General features: G+C 31.1%; 19 protein-coding genes. All 19 read right to left on the bottom strand.

Annotated elements, in window-relative coordinates; translation table 11 throughout:
* Positions 1-17 precede the first annotated feature (17 nt).
* Positions 18-194, bottom strand: coding sequence for a CAL67264 family membrane protein (locus MARIT_RS06100; protein WP_197706286.1), 177 nt, complete (start codon positions 192-194; stop codon positions 18-20).
* Positions 195-422: 228 nt separating this feature from the next.
* Positions 423-2,450, bottom strand: a complete 2,028-nt coding sequence (locus MARIT_RS06095; protein ID WP_024741221.1) for an oxidoreductase — start codon at positions 2,448-2,450, stop codon at positions 423-425.
* A 108-nt stretch (positions 2,451-2,558) separates the two neighbouring features.
* Positions 2,559-4,067: a cryptochrome/photolyase family protein gene (locus MARIT_RS06090; RefSeq protein ID WP_100211057.1), complete on the bottom strand. Its 1,509-nt coding sequence runs from the start codon at positions 4,065-4,067 to the stop codon at positions 2,559-2,561.
* Between the two features lie 746 nt (positions 4,068-4,813).
* The gene (locus MARIT_RS06080) at positions 4,814-5,890 is read right to left on the bottom strand and encodes an AMP-binding protein (RefSeq protein ID WP_024741634.1); all 1,077 of its coding nucleotides are present in this window, start codon (positions 5,888-5,890) and stop codon (positions 4,814-4,816) included.
* 1 nt (position 5,891) lies between these two features.
* Positions 5,892-6,851, bottom strand: a complete 960-nt coding sequence (locus MARIT_RS06075; RefSeq protein WP_024741633.1) for a CPBP family intramembrane glutamic endopeptidase — start codon at positions 6,849-6,851, stop codon at positions 5,892-5,894.
* A gap of 374 nt (positions 6,852-7,225) precedes the next feature.
* A complete protein-coding gene (locus MARIT_RS06070; protein WP_024741632.1) occupies positions 7,226-7,855 on the bottom strand; it encodes a hypothetical protein in 630 nt (209 codons plus the stop codon).
* A 528-nt stretch (positions 7,856-8,383) separates the two neighbouring features.
* Complete coding sequence (locus tag MARIT_RS06065) at positions 8,384-8,803, bottom strand: hypothetical protein (protein WP_100211055.1); 420 nt, start codon at positions 8,801-8,803, stop codon at positions 8,384-8,386.
* 127 nt (positions 8,804-8,930) lie between these two features.
* A complete protein-coding gene (locus MARIT_RS06060) occupies positions 8,931-10,085 on the bottom strand; it encodes an RHS repeat domain-containing protein (protein WP_100211054.1) in 1,155 nt (384 codons plus the stop codon).
* Between the two features lie 292 nt (positions 10,086-10,377).
* A complete protein-coding gene (locus tag MARIT_RS06055; RefSeq protein WP_100211053.1) occupies positions 10,378-10,632 on the bottom strand; it encodes a hypothetical protein in 255 nt (84 codons plus the stop codon).
* Between the two features lie 385 nt (positions 10,633-11,017).
* A complete protein-coding gene (locus MARIT_RS06050; RefSeq protein WP_231975201.1) occupies positions 11,018-12,043 on the bottom strand; it encodes an RHS repeat domain-containing protein in 1,026 nt (341 codons plus the stop codon).
* Between the two features lie 325 nt (positions 12,044-12,368).
* Positions 12,369-15,791 (bottom strand): VIT domain-containing protein, encoded by a 3,423-nt coding sequence (locus MARIT_RS06045; protein WP_162288607.1) that lies wholly within the window; start codon positions 15,789-15,791, stop codon positions 12,369-12,371.
* Between the two features lie 179 nt (positions 15,792-15,970).
* Entirely contained in the window at positions 15,971-16,126 is a 156-nt protein-coding gene (locus tag MARIT_RS15445) for a hypothetical protein (RefSeq protein WP_157926210.1), read from the bottom strand.
* A gap of 572 nt (positions 16,127-16,698) precedes the next feature.
* Positions 16,699-17,742: an o-succinylbenzoate synthase gene (locus tag MARIT_RS06040; protein ID WP_100211050.1), complete on the bottom strand. Its 1,044-nt coding sequence runs from the start codon at positions 17,740-17,742 to the stop codon at positions 16,699-16,701.
* On the bottom strand, positions 17,739-18,257 hold the full coding sequence (locus MARIT_RS06035; protein WP_024741626.1) for an SRPBCC family protein: 519 nt from the start codon (positions 18,255-18,257) through the stop codon (positions 17,739-17,741). Before MARIT_RS06035 ends, MARIT_RS06040 begins: the two co-directional genes overlap by 4 nt.
* A gap of 55 nt (positions 18,258-18,312) precedes the next feature.
* The gene (gene menA / locus MARIT_RS06030) at positions 18,313-19,215 is read right to left on the bottom strand and encodes a 1,4-dihydroxy-2-naphthoate octaprenyltransferase (RefSeq protein WP_100211049.1); all 903 of its coding nucleotides are present in this window, start codon (positions 19,213-19,215) and stop codon (positions 18,313-18,315) included.
* Between the two features lie 88 nt (positions 19,216-19,303).
* Positions 19,304-20,083 carry a (Fe-S)-binding protein gene (locus MARIT_RS06025; protein WP_024741624.1) on the bottom strand — a complete coding sequence of 260 codons (780 nt, stop codon included), beginning with the start codon at positions 20,081-20,083 and terminating at the stop codon, positions 19,304-19,306.
* 113 nt (positions 20,084-20,196) lie between these two features.
* Entirely contained in the window at positions 20,197-21,510 is a 1,314-nt protein-coding gene (locus tag MARIT_RS06020) for a (Fe-S)-binding protein (RefSeq protein ID WP_100211048.1), read from the bottom strand.
* 94 nt (positions 21,511-21,604) lie between these two features.
* Positions 21,605-22,147, bottom strand: coding sequence for a carboxymuconolactone decarboxylase family protein (locus tag MARIT_RS06015; RefSeq protein ID WP_100211047.1), 543 nt, complete (start codon positions 22,145-22,147; stop codon positions 21,605-21,607).
* 2 nt (positions 22,148-22,149) lie between these two features.
* Positions 22,150-23,112: an MlaD family protein gene (locus MARIT_RS06010; protein WP_024741622.1), complete on the bottom strand. Its 963-nt coding sequence runs from the start codon at positions 23,110-23,112 to the stop codon at positions 22,150-22,152.
* Between the last annotated feature and the right edge of the window lie 63 nt (positions 23,113-23,175).

The following is a 23,175-nucleotide window of genomic DNA, read 5'->3' as shown; positions in this document are numbered from 1 at the left end:
ATATACTAAATTATTTTTTAAACTCTTCCTTTTAAAGCATTGAATACCCAAGCATTAGCAAAAAAACCAAGACCTACAGCTCCAAAGCCATATCCTGCGATTTCATCATATTTGAATACTGCTAAACTTACCAACAGTAATCCCATCAATATCATTATAAAAGTTGCCCAACTTAGTACTGTGTTTTTATTCATTGCCATAATTTCTTGTTTTTAGGCGTATCCTAGGGGGAATAAGATTTTAAGTAATTACTCCTATGTGGAGCTTGGCAATACTTCAATCTCTTACGCGAAATGTTAGCCACAAATATCGACATTTATTTTATTCTTTCAAGGGAAGAATACTGTTCATAAAAAAAATCCTATCTAAATAGGACTTTTTACTCGGTTATTCTAAATTATGTTCTATTTGTAGAGATTTGCTTATAGTTCAGCTGCCAATCTACTTCCTTGGTTAATTGCTCTTTTAGCATCTAACTCTGCTGCTACATCTGCTCCTCCAATTACATGAACTTTTATACCTTTTGCTGATAATGGATTTAATAATTCTTTAAATGGTACTTGCCCTGCACAAATAATGACATGATCTACTTCCAGCACTTTTTGCGCTTCATTTTGAATATAGTGCAATCCTTGATCATCTATTTTGGTGTACTGTACTTCATTGATAAACTGTACGTTCTTTTTCTTTAAAGTAGCTCTATGAATCCATCCAGTAGTTTTCCCTAACTTTCCTCCAAATTTTCCTTTACTACGCTTAAACATAAAGATTTCTCGTGGTGATGGATGTACTGCTGCTGTTACTCCTTCAATTCCTGCACGTGCTTCCAATGTTTTATCAATTCCCCACTCCTTTAACCAAGCATCTATATTTTGAGAAGTACTTTCACCTTCATGTGCTAAGTATTCTGACACATCAAAACCAATACCCCCTGCTCCAATAACAGCAACTCTCTTTCCTACTTCTTTTTTATGTTTTATAACATCAATATAGCTTAAAACCTTTTCGTGTTCTATTCCTTCAATACGAGGTGTTCTTGGCGAAATTCCTGTAGCTAAAACAACCTCGTCAAAATTGCCATTGGCTATATCTTCTGCAGAAACTCTTGTATTGAGTTTTACATTTACTTTATGCAACTCTAACTGCTTTCTAAAGTATCTAATGGTTTCGTAAAATTCTTCTTTACCTGGAATTTGTTTGGCTATATTAAACTGCCCCCCAACTTCTTTATCTCCATCAAATAGTGTTACCTCATGCCCTCGTTGAGCAGCTATTGTTGAGGCTGCTAAACCAGCTGGTCCTGCTCCTACTACTGCTATTCGTTTCTTTTTACTTGTTGGATGGTAATTTAATTCTGTTTCATGGCATGCTCTCGGATTTACCAAACAACTTGCTACTTTCTTTTGGAAAGCATGATCTAAACAAGCTTGATTACAAGCAATACAGGTATTAATTTCTTCTTCTCGCTCTTCTTTTGCTTTATTAACCCACTCTGGGTCTGCCAAAAATGGACGTGCCATTGAAATCATATCTGCATGCCCTTCTGCCAAAACTTTTTCAGCCGTTTCTGGCATATTAATTCTATTAGAAGTTACTAATGGAATTGACAATTCTTCTTTCATCTTTTGAGTTACCCAAGTAAAAGCCGCTCTAGGTACTGAAGTAGCTATTGTAGGAATTCTTGCTTCATGCCATCCGATACCGGTATTAATAATAGTAGCTCCTGCTTTTTCTATTTCTTTTCCTAATTGGACTACTTCTTCCCAAGAACTTCCTTGTGCTACTAAATCTAGCATTGACAAACGAAAGATTATGATAAAGTTTTCACCAACTGCTTCTCTTGTTTTTCTTACAATTTCTACTGCTAAGCGAATTCTATTTTCATAACTTCCTCCATAGTTATCTGTTCTTCTATTAGTTCTTTTTACAATAAACTGATTGATCAAATACCCTTCAGACCCCATGATTTCTACTCCATCATACCCTGCTTCTTTTGATAGTTTAGCGCAGTTTACAAAATCATTCACCGTTCTTCGAATTCCTGATGCTTTTAACTCAAATGGTTTAAATGGGTTTATTGGTGCTTGTATTTTTGAAGGTGCTACTGTAATTGGGTGGTATCCATAGCGACCTGAATGTAGTATTTGCATACATATTTTTCCTCCTTCTTTATGCACGGCTTCTGTGATGACTTTATGATGACGAGCATGCTTCTTAGTACTCATTCTTGCCGAGAAAGGAGCCGTCCAACCTTGAATATTTGGAGCAATTCCTCCTGTAACAATAAGTCCTACTCCTCCACGAGCACGTTCTGCATAATACGCTGCTATTTTTTCGATTCCATCTTTCTCCTCTTCCAGCCCTGTATGCATTGACCCCATTAAAACTCTATTCTTTAAAGTGGTAAAACCTAAGTCTAATGGTTCAAAGATGTGTTTGTATTTTGTCATTTTTTGTAGTTTTGTTGTTTTATTATGCATGCATAATAATTTGCAAGATATAGTTATTTTACGAAAAGAAAAAGTACTTATAGTTTTATCATGTAAAAAAGATCATTATTAACGGTATTCTTTCATGCATATTTCTGATAATCTCGTCAAATATTCCTCTCCCTCTTTCATATGTTTCTGTTGTTTTTCTAAAGGCATTTTATCAAACATATGCACTAACATTTTTAACCTAGGATTTGATAAAAAAAAGCCTCTATACTTGTTCATAAATCTCCAAAAGAGACCATCCCAAGTAGCTTGCCATTCTCCCTTTTTATAATTGCTCATTTTCATTAAATAATTGCTTCCACTAATATACGGTTTAGTTGCCATTAAACCTCCATCTGAAAACTGACTCATTCCATAAATGTTTGGTACCATAACCCAATCATAAGCATCTATAAATAGCGTCATAAACCATTTATAAACTTCATCGGGATGAAACTCACAAAGCATCATAAAATTTCCTAAAATCATCAAGCGTTCTATATGATTGCAATATCCTGTTTTCAAAACTTTTTGAATTGTTTCATCTACTGGCTTTATTCCTGTAGTTCCTTTATAAAATGAGGCTGGTATTTTTCTTTTAAATTTCCAAAAATTCGTAGTCCGCTCTTCTCCTCCTTTACACTGATACATTCCTCTAATAAACTCTCTCCAACCTATAATTTGACGAATAAAGCCTTCCGTAGAATTAATTGGAATATTATTCTTCTTCACATATTTTAAGCAACTATTTATAATGTGTTTAGGGGTAATTAAACCAATATTTAACATTGGAGTTAGGACACTATGATTTAATATTGAATTTTCTCTTACAATAGCATCTTCATAAATACCAAAATCCACAAATCGTACATGAAAGAACTGATCTAACCAATTTTTTGCTTCTTTAAAATTAGTTGGATATAAAGGGGTTGTTGTTAGATTTCCATAGTTATTTATAAATTCTTTTTCTACATACTTCTTTGCTTCCTCATAAGAAGGTGATTTTCTTGGGTATGTTAACAATGGTGGGCGTTTTTTTACAGGATATTTTTTTCTATTTTCTTTATCAAATGTCCATTTACCACCAATTGGTTTTCCTTTTGCATCTATTAGTATATTTCTCTTTTTACGTTCTTCTATATAAAAAGCTGTTTGATAAAATTTCTTTTTATCCTTTTTAAAAAATGGTTTTAAATCTTCTTTTGCATTTAAAAATAACGGAGAGTCATATTTAATTGCGCTCATACCATTTTCTACAATTTTTTTATCCAATCTTTTTTGAAGCCAATCATCTATAGGATCTATATAATGAATTTGCTGCACTCCTTTTTCTTTCAATGTAAAAAGAAGCTTTCTGATATCGGAAACTGCTTCCGATGCTTCGATATATTCAACCTCAAAATTTTTATGATCTCTTAAAAAGCAAGCATATTGCTTCATTGTTGCTCTATGAAAAGCTATTTTTTGCTTATGAAAAGCGTACTGCTTAAAAAATAAATACTCTTCTACTAAATAAAACGGCGCCTTATTTTTAAAAAGTGGGGAACTTTCAAATAACTGATTTGGAAATAGCAAGTTAATCTTATTCATTACTTTTAGATTTTCACTGTGTTACTTTTTTTATGAAGTATCACATCATTCGTTTACGTGAAGCTTTAATAAATATTGTTTTTCTTTTTTAATAATGCGTTTTGGATTTTGAAGCCTCCTTTTTTGTACAGTCTTTTTTTCCCTCACAAAAACACTGTACAATTTTTTACCCTCTTTTTCTGTACAAGGTTTTCAACTACCCTTAAAAAGTTTGTACAGCTTTTTACCCTCTTTTTCTGTACAAGGTTTTCAACTACTCTTAAAAAGTTTGTACAACTTTTTACCCTCTTTTTCTGTACAAGGTTTTCAACTACTCTTAAAAAGTTTGTACAACTTTTTACCCTCTTTTTCTGTACAAGGTTTTCAATTACCCTTAAAAAGTTTGTACAACTTTTTACCCTCTTTTTCTGTACAAGATTTTCAACTACTCTTAAAAAGCTTGTACAGATTTTTACCTTCTTTTTCTGTACAAGGTTTTCAACTACTCTTAAAAAGCTTGTACAGATTTGTTCTAAAAATCAATAGGTTACATTTTTTTTAATTAAAATAATCATCACTTTTTTCAGGAAAGAATTTAGGGTTTTTATCATAGTATTTGGGGAATACATAGACTTTTTAAGGGAGTAAGTTGGGATTCTCTTCATTTTTTTGGCAAAAAAATGAAGCAAAAATTCAAAGATAATATAGGAGATGGATTATTTAATTACGAAACCTATTTACCTTTTTTGTTCTTATAAGTTCCTGATCTAATGGTTAAAATCAATATGGTTTAAGGTAGCTTCTCTTCGAATCTTTTTTGTTGCTGTTTCTATAAATTGGCTAGTAAAATAAATCTCTTTAGGTTTTTCATACTTTGATAGGCTTTCCAAATTCTGAATTTCTAAAGAAAGTCTTCTTTTAATTTCTGCTGATGGTATTCCTTCTAAAATCAACGCTAGCTTTTCTCCTAATTTTTCATCAGGTATTCCTATAACAAAAAAACGCTGTGAAATTATTGGAGATAGTTTTTGTTCTATTTTTTCAGGCAAGAGTTTGATTCCTCCTGAATTAATAATAGTATCAAAACGACCTAACCATTCAAATTTTGTATCAGTAACCAATGCTACTACGTCATTCGTTATAACCAACTCTTCTGCTACTTTGGGAGCTTTTATTACCAAGCACTCTCGTTTATCCTTATAAATTTTTACGTTTGGTAACACGGTATAAAAGTGATTGTCTTGTTTTTTTGATGAGCAATGATTTAGTTGTTTTACTGCTATATGAGTAATCGTTTCTGTCATTCCGTAGGTAGCAAAAACTTCTGTGCTTACTGCTTCTAGTTTTTTTACCAATTCTTTTGAAACGACTCCTCCTCCTACAATAAGTTTTTTTATAAAATGTAGCTTATGCAATGAATTTTGTAATTGCATAGGCACCAATGCCGTAAAATCGTATTCTTTTTCTATTTTTTCTAACGGATAAGAATTGGGAGGAACAATATCTAGCTCCCAACCTAATGTCAATGCTCTTATTAGCATCATTTTACCCGCTATATATCCTACTGATAAGCACATTAATGCTTTGGTTTTTTCTTTTAACTTAAAAAATTCCCCTGTGGCTAGAGCTGAGTTTTTCATCAGTTCTTTTTTTAAATAAATTGCTTTGGGGATTCCAGTAGATCCTGACGTTTTTACCGTGATAAAATCGTTTTTGTGAAACCATTCTTTTAGAAAAGTATGGATCTCAGAGTTTATCTTTTTAGTGTATTCCAATACATCCATTTCAGAAGCAAATGAATGTCCATTTAATTTAAATTTTTTGTGATACTTATTTTCTGTCACCTTATAAAACTCTATAATTCTCCTTTAATTGCACAGGTTTCTCTACCTTTCCTAATAATTTTTCTTTCCAATTTTTCCATTGGTATTTCTTTGAAAAGATAAGTAGTAATAATGGGTATAAGACTCCTACAGGCAAAAGTGTTTCCATTCCTGCAGAAGGTTCTGATGTTTCTATATACAATGCGTCTGTTTGAAATACCGTCCAATTTGTGGTTACTAAAAAAGCCGCCATTATATTATTAATAGCATGTAAACCTAGTGCCAACTCTGCTCCTTCATCCATTAGCATAGTAATTCCATAAAAGAGACCTGTTCCTATATAAAAAACCATAGCAATATTTCCTAACTTTTCCACTTCTGGATTTGCAAAATGCAAAAGTCCGAAAAAAACAGCCGTAAAAATTAATGGAAACCATCTATTTTGCACCCAAGTTCCTATTCCTTGCAAGAGATATCCCCTAATAAATAATTCTTCGAAGCTCGTTTGTATTGGCAAGCAAATAAATGAAATGGCTACTAATGTAAAAAAAGGCACTGGTTTGAAATTCCATATATACTCTTCTGGAAACATCAAAATACTTGTTCCTGTTAAAATACAAGCTACCATTCCCCAAATAAAAAAGGCAAACCAGAAACGCTTCCAATCTATTTTATCTCTACTTGTTATTAGGGTTTTCAGAGGTCTTTTATGAATGTATTTTAAGGCAAGCACAAGAGCTAATAAACCACAACCAAACATAAGAATCATTAAGCATAAAAGAAGATTATTATTAATTCCTAAGTTTGTAAATCCAGAGGCCATCCCTTTATAGAATTCACCGATATCAGAAGAATGCATTACTGCGGTTACTAACAACGGAATGATTCCTATTACTTGCCATCCTAATAGTACTATAAGTATCGTAATGGCATAGTGATACCATTGGTTATTTCCTTTATATGCTTGCTGTATATAATTCATTTTTTTGTATAAAATAGGGTAATTTTGGTGGTGATTTATACCGCTCCAAAAGTAATAAACTTTCTATTAAGTACTTGTCTATTTCTATATTGTTTGTCATAAGCTTCTTTATGAATTATCGTTCAGATTTTTTTTAAATGTAAACTATAAAAAGTTTTTTCTTTATTAGCGTGAGGTTTACAAGCTATTGAAGAGATGTCTAGTGATTTTAAAACTCATTTATTTTCTATTATAGATTCTGTAATTAGAGATTACAAAACGCAACAAGCTTATAAATAAAAAGCCACGACATTTCTGCCATGGCTTTATAAATTTATACGATTTACTTATTTATAATCAATAACACACACTAACTTGTTGTAAGTATCGAACAATTAATTAATAACTTCTTTTAAGTCTATATTTTTTTTATAAACTCCTATTTTAATTTTAATTAAAATGTTATTTTCAAAATTTAAAACAGCTACCTTATTCTCTTTTTTATAAACTACGATATTTCTGTCATTAAATTCTTTATTATATTCCCCAAACGTTTTTTGAACTTCTTCTATTGACATACCAATTTGTAGTTTACCTTTAAGTAAACTTACTCCTTCTTTTCTTAAAGTAATTTCTACAAATTCATCAGTATTCTTTTCATATTTATAAGGATTTATTGAATCATAAATTATCATTTTCCCAACCCTTATTGAAGGGATTCCTTTATTGTCATTTTTCAAAAGAGTATAAAATCCATAATATTTATCTTCTTTTCTTCTAGGGAAAAGTTGAACATCCTTTTTTGAAAGAAAACCAGTAGTCACTCCATCTATCTGATTTTTAATATCCTGAGTATTTATTGTAGTATCCCAAAAAGAAGCATTGTTCCTATATTCTTGCTTTTGCTTTATTTCATAATTTATACTATCTGTTTTGTCAGTATTTAAAACATTATCTTTTTTTCTTTCCTTCTTTTCACAGGAAAGTAATATAATTACTGAAAAAAAATAAATTAATCTCTTCATAATTCTTGAATTTATTTAATTGTAAGCTTCCCCTTTTTCGAACTGATTATTAATCCAAATATATGAATCTTACGTTTTAAAATGCGCCCAGCGGCAGCGACACAATGTTATTTCGCATACGGGATTGGAGCCATATCGCCCAAAGCATCATAAAAATAATCAGAATCTATAAACGATAAACTACGATTTCCATCTTTAAATCCATAGCTATCATTTCCGCTATCTACAACTTTTTTTTACAAAAACGTCCTTTTTCATCAATCCATGTAAATGTAAGAAATTAATCGCTTCCACATATCTAATGCCTATTTTTTGTTCGAATAAAGAGTCAACTTCAAGATAATAAAACCACAACAGTACTGCTATGGCTTTATTATTTTAATAACTATACTACTCGCCATTGCAAATGGCTCTTATATAACCGTTTTCTATGTAAATTCCTGTAACTAATTGCCATTACGCTAAAGCTAAATGTCAATTTGCAGGGGATATAGATTTAATCTAAATAAAAGGATAAAAATAATAATCTTAATCATTATTTGAACGGATAGACTTAATAGAGCTATAAATTGCAAATAGTGCAACTAAAAATATAAAAAGACCACTTCCATATTGACTTGAATTATACTCTCCTAAAAATATAACTCTACTCTTATTTTCATTTGTTAACATCTCTACTTTCTTTTTACCAGAAACTAAAGGGCAAAACTTTTTACCTGCTCTTATTACATAAGTTTTATCTTCGTATTCTAATTTACAATAACCATCGTTATTGGAACTTATACTTGAACAATTTTCTGGAGCCTCTTTAATCTTAACCATAATAGTTTCTCCTCTATTAGTAATCTTCATTTTTTCATAGACCCCATATAAAACAATAAATGAAATAACTAAAAAAACTAAACTAAATAATAAAAGTAATTTATCTCCTGGTATTTTTTTCTTCATTATTGCTTTAATTTTTGCTTAATTTTTGTTTTTACAACTTTCTTTATAACACTATTTATAACTTTTTCTTTAACAGCTGTGTTAGTGTTTTTATTTTCCATTTTTCTTAAAGTCCTTTTTGCTTTTTTTATTGCTTTTGCCTTCCTGGCGTTCCCTTTCTTACGGCTTCTGCTTTATTTACTTTTACTTTAGCACCCTTTACTTTTACTCTTGGTAATTTTACTTTTGGCAACTTTACAACAGACATAGCCGCATCAACACCTAAACTACTGACATCCAACTTACCTGTTGAATCCTTACCCATATTTTGCTTCATCATACTTCCAATAACTGTAGTAGAAGTAACAGCTATGACCTTAACAACTTTTGCTGTTTTACCAATAGTCGCTATTGACCCAATACCTCCTGTTGCAGCACCCGCTATTGTTGCAACAGTTATCTTACCTCCATCAACATTCGTCAACGATTCTGTTAAACTTTGACCTCCAGAATAATTTGAAACTACTTGTGATGCATATTCTAGACCACCTCCTATAACAGCACCCCAAACACACCATGGACAATCACCATAAGGATCATTGTATTGAATAGGACTATTGTAAGCGTATTGATAAGGAGTCCAACTTTCTTGAGGATTTGCATCAGCTAATGGGTCGATACTTGTAAATCTACCCAACGCATAATCATACATTCTAAATTTAGTCATATCAACATTAAGACCTAATTCTTCCTGTCTTTCTACTCTAAAAGATTTACCTTCCTCACCTTTAAAGTTTTTACCACTTGTTCCTTGATTGAACATGTACTTCTGTCCAGTACCGTTTCCTAGCGAGTTAACTACGTTATTATACCCTTTGTGTTTGAGTCCAAAAGGATAATAGTTAGATTCTTCTATGATTTCTGTACTTGGAGTAATAACTCCATCATTGTTATTATCAGTATAACTTAACCTAACATTTCCTAAGTGGTCTTTGTATTGATATACATATTTGAACCCTTGTGATATATCACTAGCATTTTTAGGCGACACATACCCCTCGGGGTGGTTAAAGAATTGCAACACACCATTTTCATATACATAATTCCCTGCATATTGCGTAGCAACTCCGCTTACGGTTTTACTTAATTTTACACCCCCAGCATCGTATGTATAATCAATGTTTTTACCTCCAATAGTAACTCGTGTTGGTAAATTTAAATGATTGTAAATTATATCAGTAATTCCTTTATTTAAATCTTTGATCATATTACCATTTACATCGTAAGTGTAATCATTACCCACATTCAATACTTCTTTAAATCCATAGCTATCATTTCCGCTATCTACAGCTTTTTTTTACAAAAACGTCCTTTTTCATCAATCCATGTAAATGTAAGAAATTAATCGCTTCCACATATCTAATGCCTATTTTTTGTTCGAATAAAGAGTCAACTTCAAGATAATAAAACCACAACAGTACTGCTATGGCTTTATTATTTTAATAACTATACTACTCGCCATTGCAAATGGCTTTTATATAACCGTTTTCTATGTAAATTCCTGTAACTAATTGCCATTACGCTATAGCTAAATGTCAATTTGCGGGGAAAAGTTGAACATCCTTTTTTGAAAGAAAACCAGTAGTCACTCCATCTATCTGATTTTTAATATCCTGAGTATTTATTGTAGTATCCCAAAAAGAAGCATTGTTCCTATATTCTTGCTTTTGCTTTATTTCATAATTTATACTATCTGTTTTGTCAGTATTTAAAACATTATCTTTTTTTCTTTCCTTCTTTTCACAGGAAAGTAATATAATTACTGAAAAAAAATAAATTAATCTCTTCATAATTCTTGAATTTATTTAATTGTAGGCTTCCCCTTTTTCGAACTGATTATTAATCCAAATATATGAATCTTACGTTTTAAAATGCGTCCAGCGGCAGCGACACAATATTGTTTCGCATACGGGGCTGGAGCCATATCGCCCAAAGCATCATAAAAATAATCAGAATCTATAAACGATAAACTACGATTTCCATCTTTAAATCCATAGCTATCATTTCCGCTATCTACAGCTTTTTTTTACAAAAACGTCCTTTTTCATCAATCCATGTAAATGTAAGAAATTAATCACTTCCATATATCTAATGCCTATTTTTTGTTCGAATAAAGAGTCAACTTCAAGATAATAAAACCACAACATTACTGCTATGGCTTTATTATTTTAATAACTATACTACTCGCCATTGCAAATGGCTCTTATATAACCGTTTTCTATGTAAATTCCTGTAACTAATTGCCATTACGCTAAAGCTAAATGTCAATTTGCGGGGATTCCAAAATATAGCATTCTGTGCAGAGCTGAACATAGAATTATCTTCTGTTTCAGCAACAGAAACTTTCACATCACTATTTTCTGCTAAAGCTTGAAATTTTTTACCCTCACCATTATTAATATTATCACAAGCTGCACCCAATACTTGCTGAACAAATTTATTATCTGGTGCTTTATCTCCATTATTCCCATTAAAAACAAATTTTTGTGCTTTATCGTTTTCATCTCTATACCAGATTATAATATCCTCAGGCGCCATTCCGTCAGGGTCAATAAATCTTAAAGGATTATTAAACGCATAATTATACGGCGAGTGCCTACGCATTTGCTCAGCAAGTGGGTCTAAATTCATCCATCTACCAAGAGCAGCATCATAATTTCTAGCTCCAAAGTCATGCCATTCTAAACCTAGTTCCTCATTTAACTCTTTTCCGTTATATCCAAACTTCTGCGCGGTGCTGTTTCCTAGCGAGTTAACTACGTTATTATACCCTTTATGTTTGAGTCCAAAAGGATAATAATTAGATTCTTCTATGATTTCTGTACTTGGAGTAATTACTCCATCATTGTTATTATCAGTATAACTTAACCTAACATTTCCTAAGTGGTCTTTGTATTGATATACATATTTGAACCCTTGTGATATATTACTAGCATTCTTAGGTGACACATAACCCTCGGGGTGGTTAAAGAATTGCAACACACCATTTTCATATACATAATTCCCTGCATATTGTGTAGCAACTCCGCTTACGGTTTTACTTAATTTTACACCCCCAGCATCGTATGTATAATCAATGTTTTTACCCCCAATAGTAACTCGTGTTGGTAAATTTAAATGATTGCAAGTAATATTGTTAATCCCTTTATCTAAATCTTTGGTCATATTACCATTTACATCGTAAGTGTAATCATTACCCACATTCAATACTTCTTTAAATCCATAGCTATCATTTCCGCTATCTACAACTTTTTTTTACAAAAACGTCCTTTTTCATCAATCCATGTAAATGTAAGAAATTAATCGCTTCCACATATCTAATGCCTATTTTTTGTTCGAATAAAGAGTCAACTTCAAGATAATAAAACCACAACATTACTGCTATGGCTTTATTATTTTAATAACTATACTACTCGCCATTGCAAATGGCTCTTATATAACCGTTTTCTATGTAAATTCCTGTAACTAATTGCCATTACGCTAAAGCTAAATGTCAATTAGCTGTTTTTTTAAACAAAAACTACCTTCACAAAAACAACTTCCCAACTTCAATATAATCTTCCTCCTTATCAAGCTTTACTATAATTGTCTGTTTTTCTTCATTCCTTTTCCCGTAGTTTGTAAACATATTTACCTTTAAAATAGTCGGTCCAGATATTTTCTGAACATTATCAGCATAATAATCAATCATAATTTTATACTTCCCTTTAATCGCTTTCTTTAGCATAAACTCTTCTGGTCCATAGCCTTCTGTCATATCAGCTGACATTCTTCCACCAATCTCTGTTTCCTGGTTTTTATAATATGCTTTTTCTCCATTGGGATCAATAACCCATAAATCAATATCTGTATCATTATGATTCCAATCAACAACTATACGCACATCTACTGGAATCGTTTTAAAAAACTTTTTCTGGTGTTTACTTAGCTTTAATTTATTCCCGTACTGAGACACCAATCTTGAAAGCTCTACAAACACAACAGATTCTATACCATCAAATCGTTCGTCTTCATCTTTGAGTAAAAGCTCTCCATTATAAATCTTATACAGTAAATTAAAACTATTTTGATAGTCACCTGCTAGTTCATATGCTAGTGCTAAGTCCCTGTATGACTGAGGTTCTTCAGGTCTTAATTCTAATACTTTTTTATAAATATTTTTGGCTAAATTATACTCCTTAAAATATTCTAGCTTATATGCTAATGCCTTTATAAGTTCATAATTATCTAAATCTATTTCAATTAAATTTGTCAGAACTCTAATAGCTAATTCTTTTTCTCCCTTTTGGTCAAAGAAATCAGCTACATCCATATAAAACATTGGACTGTTGGAATAATAATCTCTAATTTCTAAATATTTTTTGTAAGCTGATAAAACTGAAGTTTCTTTTTTAAGAATATCTAAATATGGAGTTTTAGGATTCCATGCTTTTAACTCTATCCTTTGTTCTATTAACAAATTTAATTTCTCTATTTCTTTTTTATTAGTTTCTTTTCCTTTTTTTGTTGTAAAAATTACAATTCCATTTCTTGCTTTTTCTCCATAAAGTTTTATAGCATCAAAAGGTTTAATTACTTGTACAGCATCAATATCTTCGGGTTTTATTTTTTCAATAAAATTCTTTTTTACTGAAACTCCATCAACTATATACATTGGGTCATTTTGATGTAATGAACTATTTCCTCTTATGGAGATTTTGGTTGTCTTCTGATTATCTTGAGAGATTTTTACTCCTGAAGATTTACCTAATAAAGACTGAATAATATTATTATTTACTAGTTTTGATTCTCTTGCTACCTCTAACCCAGTAACAACTACTTCATCAAGAACACTATCTTCTTCAAGTTCTATATTTACAGTATTATCACTATTAATCATAACTTCTTTAGTTGAACATCCAACAAAAGAAAAAACTAAAACTTCATTCTCCTCTACATTTATAGTAAAATTACCATCAAAGTCTGTTTCGGTTCCTCGATCAGTTCCTTTAATCATTACAGTCACTCCTGGTAAAACCCCCGAAGAGTCACTTACAGTACCTGTCACCACTTTTCTCGAATAATCAATAGCTACTGCTATATGGTTATCAACATGATTGCCATGCATACTGCTACTGTCTGTTGTTTTTGTAATGGTGTTTTCTTGATTTATATTGGAATATCTAACCCTAGATATTTGAGTTGTTCTTTTTTTCCTCTGCTTCTTTATGGGATGCCTAAGGTCATACCAATTTGTAATTTCCTTATATTGATCAAAAAGATTTCCTCTTCTCTCTTCAATATCTTCTATAGCTGAAGTTTTTATTTCCTCTTTTTCTTTTAACAACTCTTTGTAACGAGATCTTAATTCTTTTGGTGGCTCTATACCATATCGTACATAATCTTCAATTCTATCTAAAATTAACATTGAAGTGTAATCTGTAACCAAATGATATTGTTTGGCTAAAGAAATAATTTCTTTCTTATTCCTTTCTTTTTCTTTACTTAGATATTTTAATTTTTCTTTCGCCCAAAGTCTTTTAGTTTGATTTGAATTTTGTGAGTTCTCTAAATTAAAAGTTAGCACTTTAGTAACCTTACCTTGATATCCAAACTCTAGTTGAATTAAAGGTTTTCGTTTTCCTGTATATCTTCCAGTAATTACAAAATCCCCTGTAACATTTGCTCTGTTTTGAGGATACACCTCATTTAAATCAATATTGTTTTTAAATCCTAAAAACTGTAGCACTTCTTGCTTTAGTAGTTCATTTGCTTCTTCACTGTCAAGTTTTCCTAAATTAATATATCTACCTCCTTGATCTGTAGCTGTTTTATTTAATAAAAAATGATTAGCAGATGTTAATGAGTTAATTGTATAAACTGTTTTCTTCTTAAACCCTTCTATAACTCCTAGGTTAGTTAATCCATCTGAAAATAAAAGTATTTCGTCAGGATTTAATTTTAAAGCACTTAGCTTTTCTAAATTAGTTCCACCATCATAAATTTGAGTTTTTATTTCTTTTCGAAGACCATCCCATTCACCATTAGTTACAAAAAATTTTTCCCTTTTGTTTACTGTATTATTAAAAGAAATAAACTCAACTTCTACATCTTTCAAGTAGATAAAGTATTTATTTAAAAGCTCTATTTCTTTATTTAAACTTCTATTCCTCATTGACAAAGAAACATCCCAAAGAATACTTATTCTTTTAGGTTTTTCTTTATATCTAAGTTCCCTCTTCAAAGGGATTGAAGCATAAAAATAATCTCGATAACTTAGAATATTTTCTTTATTAGAAGTTTTTTTAAACTCTACCTTTATTGAATTTTGAGGAGCTACATTTTTCTTAGCTAAGGAGGCACTTATAACATTTCCTTTCTTAATGAAATAAAAGTCTTTAGAAAACTCACTTTTTATAACAGGAGGTATAGATATTCCATGGGTAAAAATATCTAAAGAAAAACTACCAACAACTTCCTGAATTCCTAAAGGAAGTTCATATACTAGTTTATCGTTGACAGTTGAAAGCTTTTCTTCATATGTTAAAACTACTCTTTTATTCTTTTTAGGAAAAATGGGATATACCCTTGCTTTATAGTTGTTTCCAGATGTTTTCTCTAAAAGTGCAGGATCAATATTTTGTCTAACGGTAGTTTCATAAGCAGCTCTAGCTAATTCTTTTTCAACAACTACTGCTTCTCTCAAAGATCCATTTAAGTCCATAGCAAATCTATATACAGATTGACCTTCTCCCAAAGGGAATACCAAATCACCTTCTAATGTTCTGTCTAAGCCGTTATAAAACTGCATATCATATGTAGTAGTAGCATAGTTACCTGTAATATTTACTCTTACTTTTAGATTTGAGAGCTTTAACTCACTAGCATCTTTTAAAGTAATTTTTGGAGTGCCTTGAGAAAAAACATTAAGACTTAGCATTAAAAAATTGACAAGTAGTATTTTTTTCATAGTTACTATTTTAAGTTTTAGATAAAACTCAACATTTCTTGTAAAAAATAAAACAAGTAATGAGTGTAACCCTCTTTTTAATGAGTAAAGTGTTCCAAATGGTAAAAGATAGTTTTTCATAGCAACACAAATTTAAATGAATTTTATATTCTTTAAACAAAGTATTTTTATTTTTTTATCTAAACATTGTTTAAACTAGAGCTTTCTTCTGTATAACAATCACCAACACAATAATCTTCATTATGATACTCTTCAGGTATCAACGAAGTGGTATATATCATCTGATCCGTATTAATTCTATAAAAACCTCCTAAAAATTCGCTAATAGATTTCATTGGAACATTATTTTGTAAAAGATGTGTAATTATGCTATGGTGGCAGGTCGTGTAATATTCTTTTCTTGTATGACCTCATCTTCAACTACTTCAATAATAGCCTTCAAACGATTCGCAATATTCATATATCAATATGCTTTCTCATTTGCTACAATAGTAACACATCCGTTTGGTAATTAGCCTAAGTTTTGCTTAAGAAATCAATATTTATTTTAGCAACATCTATGGAAATAAAGGCTATTTAAGTAAGAATTCATGCTATGAATTACTTGTTGATAGCATTCAATCAGTTAATTAAGAAAAAATATGAAAAAGCACAATTCTAAAACTTGTAGATGGCAGATTGAAAATCAAGCACTCTAAACTTTACCTCCTTAGATATTTTTTAGTAAAACTAATAGCTGAGTGAATTGTTTACTTTTTTTGGGTATTAAAATGTAGCTGTTTTTACCCAATTTTGGAATAAGTTAATTCAAACTCGCCCTACATAATAACAAATTCTCTTTTTTGTTTAATATTCTTAGTGCTATCCTTTTATTTCAATACAAATTAACTCAAAATTTCAACAAGAATTACACTGCCCATTGAACCTGCCATTTTTTCATTGGATCATACCTCAAAGCTCCATTCACCACCTCTAATGGGCTTTCAAAGTTATTAATAAACAAGCTGCCTGTTCCTAAACCTTGTGGCAATTCATTTTGTAAAGTATGAGTAAATCCTGCTATTGCATTTAAACCAATGTTACTCTCTAATGCTGATGTAATCCAATTTTTTATTCTATGGTTATCTGCCACAGAAATCCACTCTTTAGTACCTTTAAAACCTCCTACTAAACTTGGTTTTAAAATAATATATTGAGGCTGTATTGTAGCAATACATTGCTGCTTTTTTTCATAAGAAAACACTCCTATTAATTCTTCATCCAACGCTATAGGTAAAGGTGTTTTTTCACAAAGCATTGCCATTTCCTGCCATTGCCCTTGTGCTATTGGCTGTTCAATAGAATGTAAATCTAATGCTGATAGCCGTTTTAATTTTTCTAATGCTTCTAAAGGTTTAAACGCTCCATTTGCATCTACTCTTAACGTTATTTCTTTGGAAGAAAATTCTTTTCGTATAGATTTTAACAATGTTAACTCTGTAGCAAAATCAATTGCACCTATTTTCATTTTTAACGTTCTAAATCCACTTTTAAGCTTTTCTTTTATTTGCGCTTGCATAAAAGACTTATCTCCCATCCAAATTAAACCGTTAATAGGGATTCCTTCTTTTCCTGCTGTAAATCTTGACGGAAATAAATCAAATTGGTGTTGGCTTTTTAAAGATAGAAAAGCTTGTTCTACACCAAATTGAATGGAAGGAAACTCATATAACGCTTCTAACAAAAAAGCTGCTCCTTTATGGATATGCTTACATGTCCATCGCAACTTTTCTTCATAATCTGGTCGATCATCAATACTCAAACCTCTAAAAAGCCCACATTCTCCTATTCCTTGTTTTCCGTGTTGATGTATTACTAAAAACCAAGTTTCTTTCGTATTTAAAATACCTCGTGAAGTACCACTAGGTCTTTTAAAATTTAATAAATACTTGTGATATGTTGCGGTTATCATTTGGTTTGCTCTACTATTTTTTTCAATCTTTCTAAACTTTCTTGACTCTTTTCCTTAAGAGCTCCCTTGAAATAAGGAAAAATACAACTTGCTATGTATGAATTATTAATTAAAGCACTATTTTGTATAATTTTTGTACGACCTCCTTTGCTCTGAAAAGTATAAGTATCTGTTTTTAACAAGTTATTAGACCTAAATTGAAATGTGATTGTCTGATTTGCTAAATATGTTTTAATAACCTCTTGCATTTTGATCTTTTGCTCTCCATTTTTGATCGTCAGTTCGTAAGTACTCCCCGTAATCTGTTCTTTTTCTGTAATCGGTCGTATGGCTACTATTTCTGGCTGCCATTGAATAAACTTTTTTGCATCCGTAAACATTGAAAAAACAGTTTTTATACTTTTATTTATTTCAACTTCAGCAGTGTACTTAATGTCTTTTACCACAATACCTGTTGCAAAAAAAGCAACCACTAGAACTGTTATTATTCCTAAAATAATTTTTATTGTTTTCATCTCTTTTAATACCAAGCAAGAATTATAAACTACCTGTTTTCTTTAATTTCAATTGCTATATAATCACTTGACTTATTCCAAAAATCAGTGCAAATAAAAAAGTACTCAGTGCTACTTTTTTCAATTCACCATCCAACTCTTCTGGTACTTTATTTTTAAATACTGTAATGATATTTTTTATAAGAGGTATAAAAGCTACTAAAAACAAAAACTGAATGGGCGATTTATAGTTTAATAATACATAAATAAGAGCTCCTAATAAAGCCCCTAAAATCAATAGGTAATGGTATATTTTTGCTTTTTTAGCTCCTATTTTTACCACCAAGGTATTCTTATTATTTTTTTGATCTTCAGCACGATCTCTCATATTGTTTAAATTTAACACTGCTGTTGATAATAAACCTATTGATATTGCAGGTAATAATACACTAAAATATACCGTTTTAGCATATAAAAAGTAACTTCCTATTACGCTTACCAATCCAAAGAATATAAAAACAAACACATCTCCTAATCCTCTATATCCATACGCTGAGCTTCCTACAGTATATTTAATAGCTGCTATGATGGAAGCAATTCCTAACGAGAAAAACACTATAGAATATAAAAAGTTTTGTTTTCCAAAAGCAATGTATATCAATACGATATTCACAAGTAACGTAAATAATATAGTAACAATCATTGCTGACTTCATTTGTTGAGGGGTTATTAAGCCTGATGACACCATTCTTGCCTCTCCTTTTCTATTATCATCTGTTCCTTTAATTCCATCACCATAATCATTTGCAAAGTTTGACAAAATTTGAAATCCAATAGTAGCTAGAAGAGCTAGTATAAAAATTAAATAATTCTTTTCTCCTATCGTGGTAAAATCTGCTAAAAAAGCTCCTACAATAACTCCTGAAATAGATAATGGTAGTGTTCTTAATCGGGCTGCTTTTATATAATTTTTTATCATTTATTTTCTTCTTAAACTTTTCGACTCCGTTCAAAAGGACAATTGATTGTGCCATTAGAACGGAGTCGAGAATTACATATAATACTTTTTATAAATTATTTGCTTCTGCAATTAATTCTGCTATGTCTTTTACTTCTATTTGGTTTTCTTTTTCTTTAAATTTCACCCCATCGGTCATCATAGTATTACAATAAGGGCATCCTGTTGCTATAATTTGCGGGTTTGTTTCTAAAGCATCTTCTGTACGTAATATATTAATGTCTTTATCCCCTTTTTCTGGTTCTTTAAACATTTGTGCCCCACCTGCCCCACAACATAGTGCGGTCGATTTATTTCGCTTCATTTCTGTTAAACGAACTCCTAATCTACGAACTAAATCACGTGGACTTTCATATACATCATTGGCTCTACCCAAATAGCAAGGATCATGATAAGTAAGTTGCTTTCCTTTTAAATTAGTAGCATTGATATTCAATTTTCCTTCATCTACTAACTTTTTAATGAATTGTGTATGATGATATACCTCATATTTACCTCCTAAACTTGGATATTCATTTTTTAACGTATTAAATGAATGAGGATCGCAGGTTACGATTTTTTTGACTTCATATGCGTTTAATATTTCTATATTGGTCATTGCTTGCATTTGAAACAAAAACTCATTTCCAGCTCTTTTTGCAGCATCGCCTGTTGAACTTTCTTCGGTTCCTAACACAGCAAATTCAACTTTAGCTTCTTGCAATACTTTTACAAAAGCTCTTGTTATTTTTTTTGCTCTATCATCATAACTTCCAGCGGCTCCAACCCAAAACAACACTTCTGGTTGTTTTCCTTGAGCCATCATATCTGCCATCGTAGGTACGTTCATAATTTTATGTTTTAGTCGTTGAACTACTTTTTATCTTCCTTTTTTCAATTTCTATTAAACTTAGTATTCACCAAGCTTTATTTACATTTTTTTTTAGGTATTCAATGAATATACTATGCTTCGTCTTTCCAATTTAATCGATCCATTTGATTGTATTGCCAAGGTGCTCCATTATTTTCAATATTCGTCATCATCATATTCAATTCTTGAGGAGCTGCGGACTCTTCCATTACTAAATAACGGCGCATATCCATAATAATAGACAATGGATCTATATTTACAGGACATTCCTGTACACAGGCATTACAACTCGTACAAGCCCATAATTCTTCTGGTGTAATATAATCATTTAATAACTGTTTCCCATCTTCTTTAAAAACACCTCCATTTTTATCTATATTATTTCCTACTTCTTCCAATCGGTCACGAGTATCCATCATAATTTTTCGAGGTGACAATTTCTTTCCTGTTAAATTAGCTGGACAAGAAGAAGTACAACGTCCGCATTCTGTACATGTATAAGCATTCATTAGCTGTACCCAATTCAAATCTGTTACATCAGAGGCTCCAAACTTTTCAGGCTCCTCCTCTTCTACTCCCTCCTCTGGCATTGCATAAGGATCTGCCGAAGGATCCATCATCATTTTTACTTCTTTAGTTACTGCTTCTAAATTATTGAATGCTCCTTTAGGCTTTAAGTTTGCATAAAATGTATTTGGAAATGCTAATAAAATATGTAAATGTTTAGAATAATATAGATAGTTTAAGAATATTAAAATCCCTATTATATGCACCCACCATGCAAATTGCTCTATTGTATGCTGTTCTTCTGGAGAGTAGCTACTAAACCAAGGAGCTACAAATTGACTTATTGGATTTCCTATTCCTGCTTGTTGAAAAGGCAAATCTGTGGCATTCATTACTAAAAACAGCGACATTAATACCATTTCAAAGTACAAAATAATATTTCCATCATTCTTAGGCCATCCTGTCATTTCCTTACTCCAAAAACGTTTGATTCTTGCTATATTTCTCCTTAGCCAAAATACAATTACAGCAAACAATACCAAACCTGCTAAAATTTCAAAAGTTCCTATTAAAAAGCCATATAATGTCGCTCCTAATAAAGGTTGGAATACTCGGTGCGTTCCAAATAACCCATCAATTATAATTTCTAGAACTTCTATATTTATAATAACAAAACCTAAATATACCAAAATATGTAAAATTCCCGATACTGGTCGTCTTACCATTTTATATTGCCCTAAAGCTATTTTGGCCATATTTTTCCAACGAGCTGGTTTGTCATCATTTCGATTTACGTCTTTTCCTAATTTAATATTTCTGATAAGCTTGCGAACATTCATTGCAAAAAAACCTATTCCAGCAATTAACATTAGCGCAAAAAAGATGTTAGATATATACATTTATTCTGATTTGTTTTTGTTAGTTTACATTTTATTGATGATTCCAGTTTCCTTCTTCATTTGAATTATTTGGCAATAGCTCTAATACATCTCCTTATGTAGAGACTCCTAAATCAAGTACAGTTCTGTTAGCATCGTTGAAATAGCTAACTACTTGATTTATTTCTAAAACTTCACCATCCTTCAATCCTTTCTTTCGCAATGGGTTTATAATTCTTTCTGCTACTTTGGAAGCTCTATTAGTAAGCTTTACTGCATACCTTATACCTTGACTATAAGTTGCTTCAAAAAACGACTCAAACGCTTTACTTTCTAAAGCTTTTTTTAATGGATAAAATTTATCGCTATCTTTCAGTATTCTTTTCAACCTTGAGAAGTAACGCGCTACACAACAACCACATTCGTTTAATAAACTTACATATATTCCTAACGTTTCCAAATACCATTTAGGCAATGTATTGCTATTACCATATAACGCATTCTTATACAACAACATATCTCTTACCATTGTATGAGATCGTAATCCATGAGATTTGATAATGCTATCTACATTATTACTAGGCGCTATAACCTTTTTGTATAAATGTTTTAATTTTCCTACTGCTCCATTAAACGATGTCAATCGTATCCTACTCATTATTAATTACTCTTATTTTCCTTATTATTTTGTGCATTATAAGGTTTTGCTTTCTTTCCGAAAAGCGAGAAGTGCATAAACCTTTTAGGATTTAACTTTAATTCACGAAGTAATTCTTCCATTTCTTTAGAAGCTTGCGTCAAATTCACATACACTTTATCATCCGTCATTAATTTACCTAAAGTTCCTTTTCCTTTTTTCATATTAGCAAGTAATTCATTAACTCCTGCAATTGTTTCTTCGAGTTGTTTAACCGTACTTCCTAGATTTGCTTTCGTTAAATCCTCTGATATTTTGGAAAAATCATCTGTAATCTTTTTAGCGTTTGACAGTGTAGCTCTTAAATTGTTTTTACTATCATCTACAATAGATTTCACTCCACCCAAAGTTCCTTTTACATCAGAAATAGTAGCTTCTAGAGCTAGTACACTTCTATTCAAACTTTTTCTAGATTTCGCATCCAAAATTTGATTAAGTCCTATCAATAAAGAATCTGCTTCTACCAATACATTTTCTAATTTTGCTTGTATAGGGTTTAATTTTTCACCCACGCTAGAAAAAATATCAGATTCTACTTCTCCTTTCAAGGTATCTCCTGATTCCGCCATTTCTCCTTCATACTTAGGTATAATTGCTAAATTTTGCCCTCCCATTAAACTCGCTGAATAAATTTTAGCAACGCTATTTTTAGAAAACTGAAAATCATTATCTAATGCTATTTCTACAATAAGTTTCCCTCTTTTTTCTGGATTAGGATTGAACTTAATATCAATAACCTTTCCTACTTGCATACCATTTATGGTTACCAAGCTGGCCTCATTTAACCCTTGAATTGTGTTATACTCCACAAAAAAATGTCTTGTTCCGGAGCTGAACAAATCTTGTCCTTTTAAAAAGTTATACCCCCAAACAAACAATGCTATAATAATAACTGCTACAATACCAGTTTTTAGCTCTTTAGACATAAATACAATTTTATCAACAACAATATTACTAATTATTTTCCGTAGTATTGATTAGAATATATC

Origin of the sequence: Tenacibaculum maritimum NCIMB 2154 (assembly GCF_900119795.1) — a bacterium.
In the GTDB taxonomy this organism is placed as follows: domain Bacteria; phylum Bacteroidota; class Bacteroidia; order Flavobacteriales; family Flavobacteriaceae; genus Polaribacter; species Polaribacter maritimus.
The sequence above is the reverse complement of the archived record's forward strand: the minus strand, read 5'-3'. Positions and strand labels throughout refer to the sequence as shown.

What these genes read in the sequence shown, in the direction of transcription:
- MARIT_RS06100 (WP_197706286.1), bottom strand. Translation starts at nt 194, where the DNA reads ATGAATAAAAACACAGTACTAAGTTGGGCAACTTTTATAATGATATTG.
- MARIT_RS06055 (WP_100211053.1), bottom strand. Translation starts at nt 10,632, where the DNA reads ATGAAGAGATTAATTTATTTTTTTTCAGTAATTATATTACTTTCCTGT.
- MARIT_RS06095 (WP_024741221.1), bottom strand. Translation starts at nt 2,450, where the DNA reads ATGACAAAATACAAACACATCTTTGAACCATTAGACTTAGGTTTTACC.
- MARIT_RS06040 (WP_100211050.1), bottom strand. Translation starts at nt 17,742, where the DNA reads ATGATAACCGCAACATATCACAAGTATTTATTAAATTTTAAAAGACCT.
- MARIT_RS06015 (WP_100211047.1), bottom strand. Translation starts at nt 22,147, where the DNA reads ATGAGTAGGATACGATTGACATCGTTTAATGGAGCAGTAGGAAAATTA.
- MARIT_RS06065 (WP_100211055.1), bottom strand. Translation starts at nt 8,803, where the DNA reads ATGAAGAAAAAAATACCAGGAGATAAATTACTTTTATTATTTAGTTTA.
- MARIT_RS06075 (WP_024741633.1), bottom strand. Translation starts at nt 6,851, where the DNA reads ATGAATTATATACAGCAAGCATATAAAGGAAATAACCAATGGTATCAC.
- MARIT_RS15445 (WP_157926210.1), bottom strand. Translation starts at nt 16,126, where the DNA reads ATGAAATCTATTAGCGAATTTTTAGGAGGTTTTTATAGAATTAATACG.
- MARIT_RS06090 (WP_100211057.1), bottom strand. Translation starts at nt 4,067, where the DNA reads ATGAATAAGATTAACTTGCTATTTCCAAATCAGTTATTTGAAAGTTCC.
- MARIT_RS06010 (WP_024741622.1), bottom strand. Translation starts at nt 23,112, where the DNA reads ATGTCTAAAGAGCTAAAAACTGGTATTGTAGCAGTTATTATTATAGCA.
- MARIT_RS06020 (WP_100211048.1), bottom strand. Translation starts at nt 21,510, where the DNA reads ATGTATATATCTAACATCTTTTTTGCGCTAATGTTAATTGCTGGAATA.
- MARIT_RS06035 (WP_024741626.1), bottom strand. Translation starts at nt 18,257, where the DNA reads ATGAAAACAATAAAAATTATTTTAGGAATAATAACAGTTCTAGTGGTT.
- MARIT_RS06025 (WP_024741624.1), bottom strand. Translation starts at nt 20,083, where the DNA reads ATGAACGTACCTACGATGGCAGATATGATGGCTCAAGGAAAACAACCA.
- MARIT_RS06070 (WP_024741632.1), bottom strand. Translation starts at nt 7,855, where the DNA reads ATGAAGAGATTAATTTATTTTTTTTCAGTAATTATATTACTTTCCTGT.
- MARIT_RS06045 (WP_162288607.1), bottom strand. Translation starts at nt 15,791, where the DNA reads ATGAAAAAAATACTACTTGTCAATTTTTTAATGCTAAGTCTTAATGTT.
- menA (WP_100211049.1), bottom strand. Translation starts at nt 19,215, where the DNA reads ATGATAAAAAATTATATAAAAGCAGCCCGATTAAGAACACTACCATTA.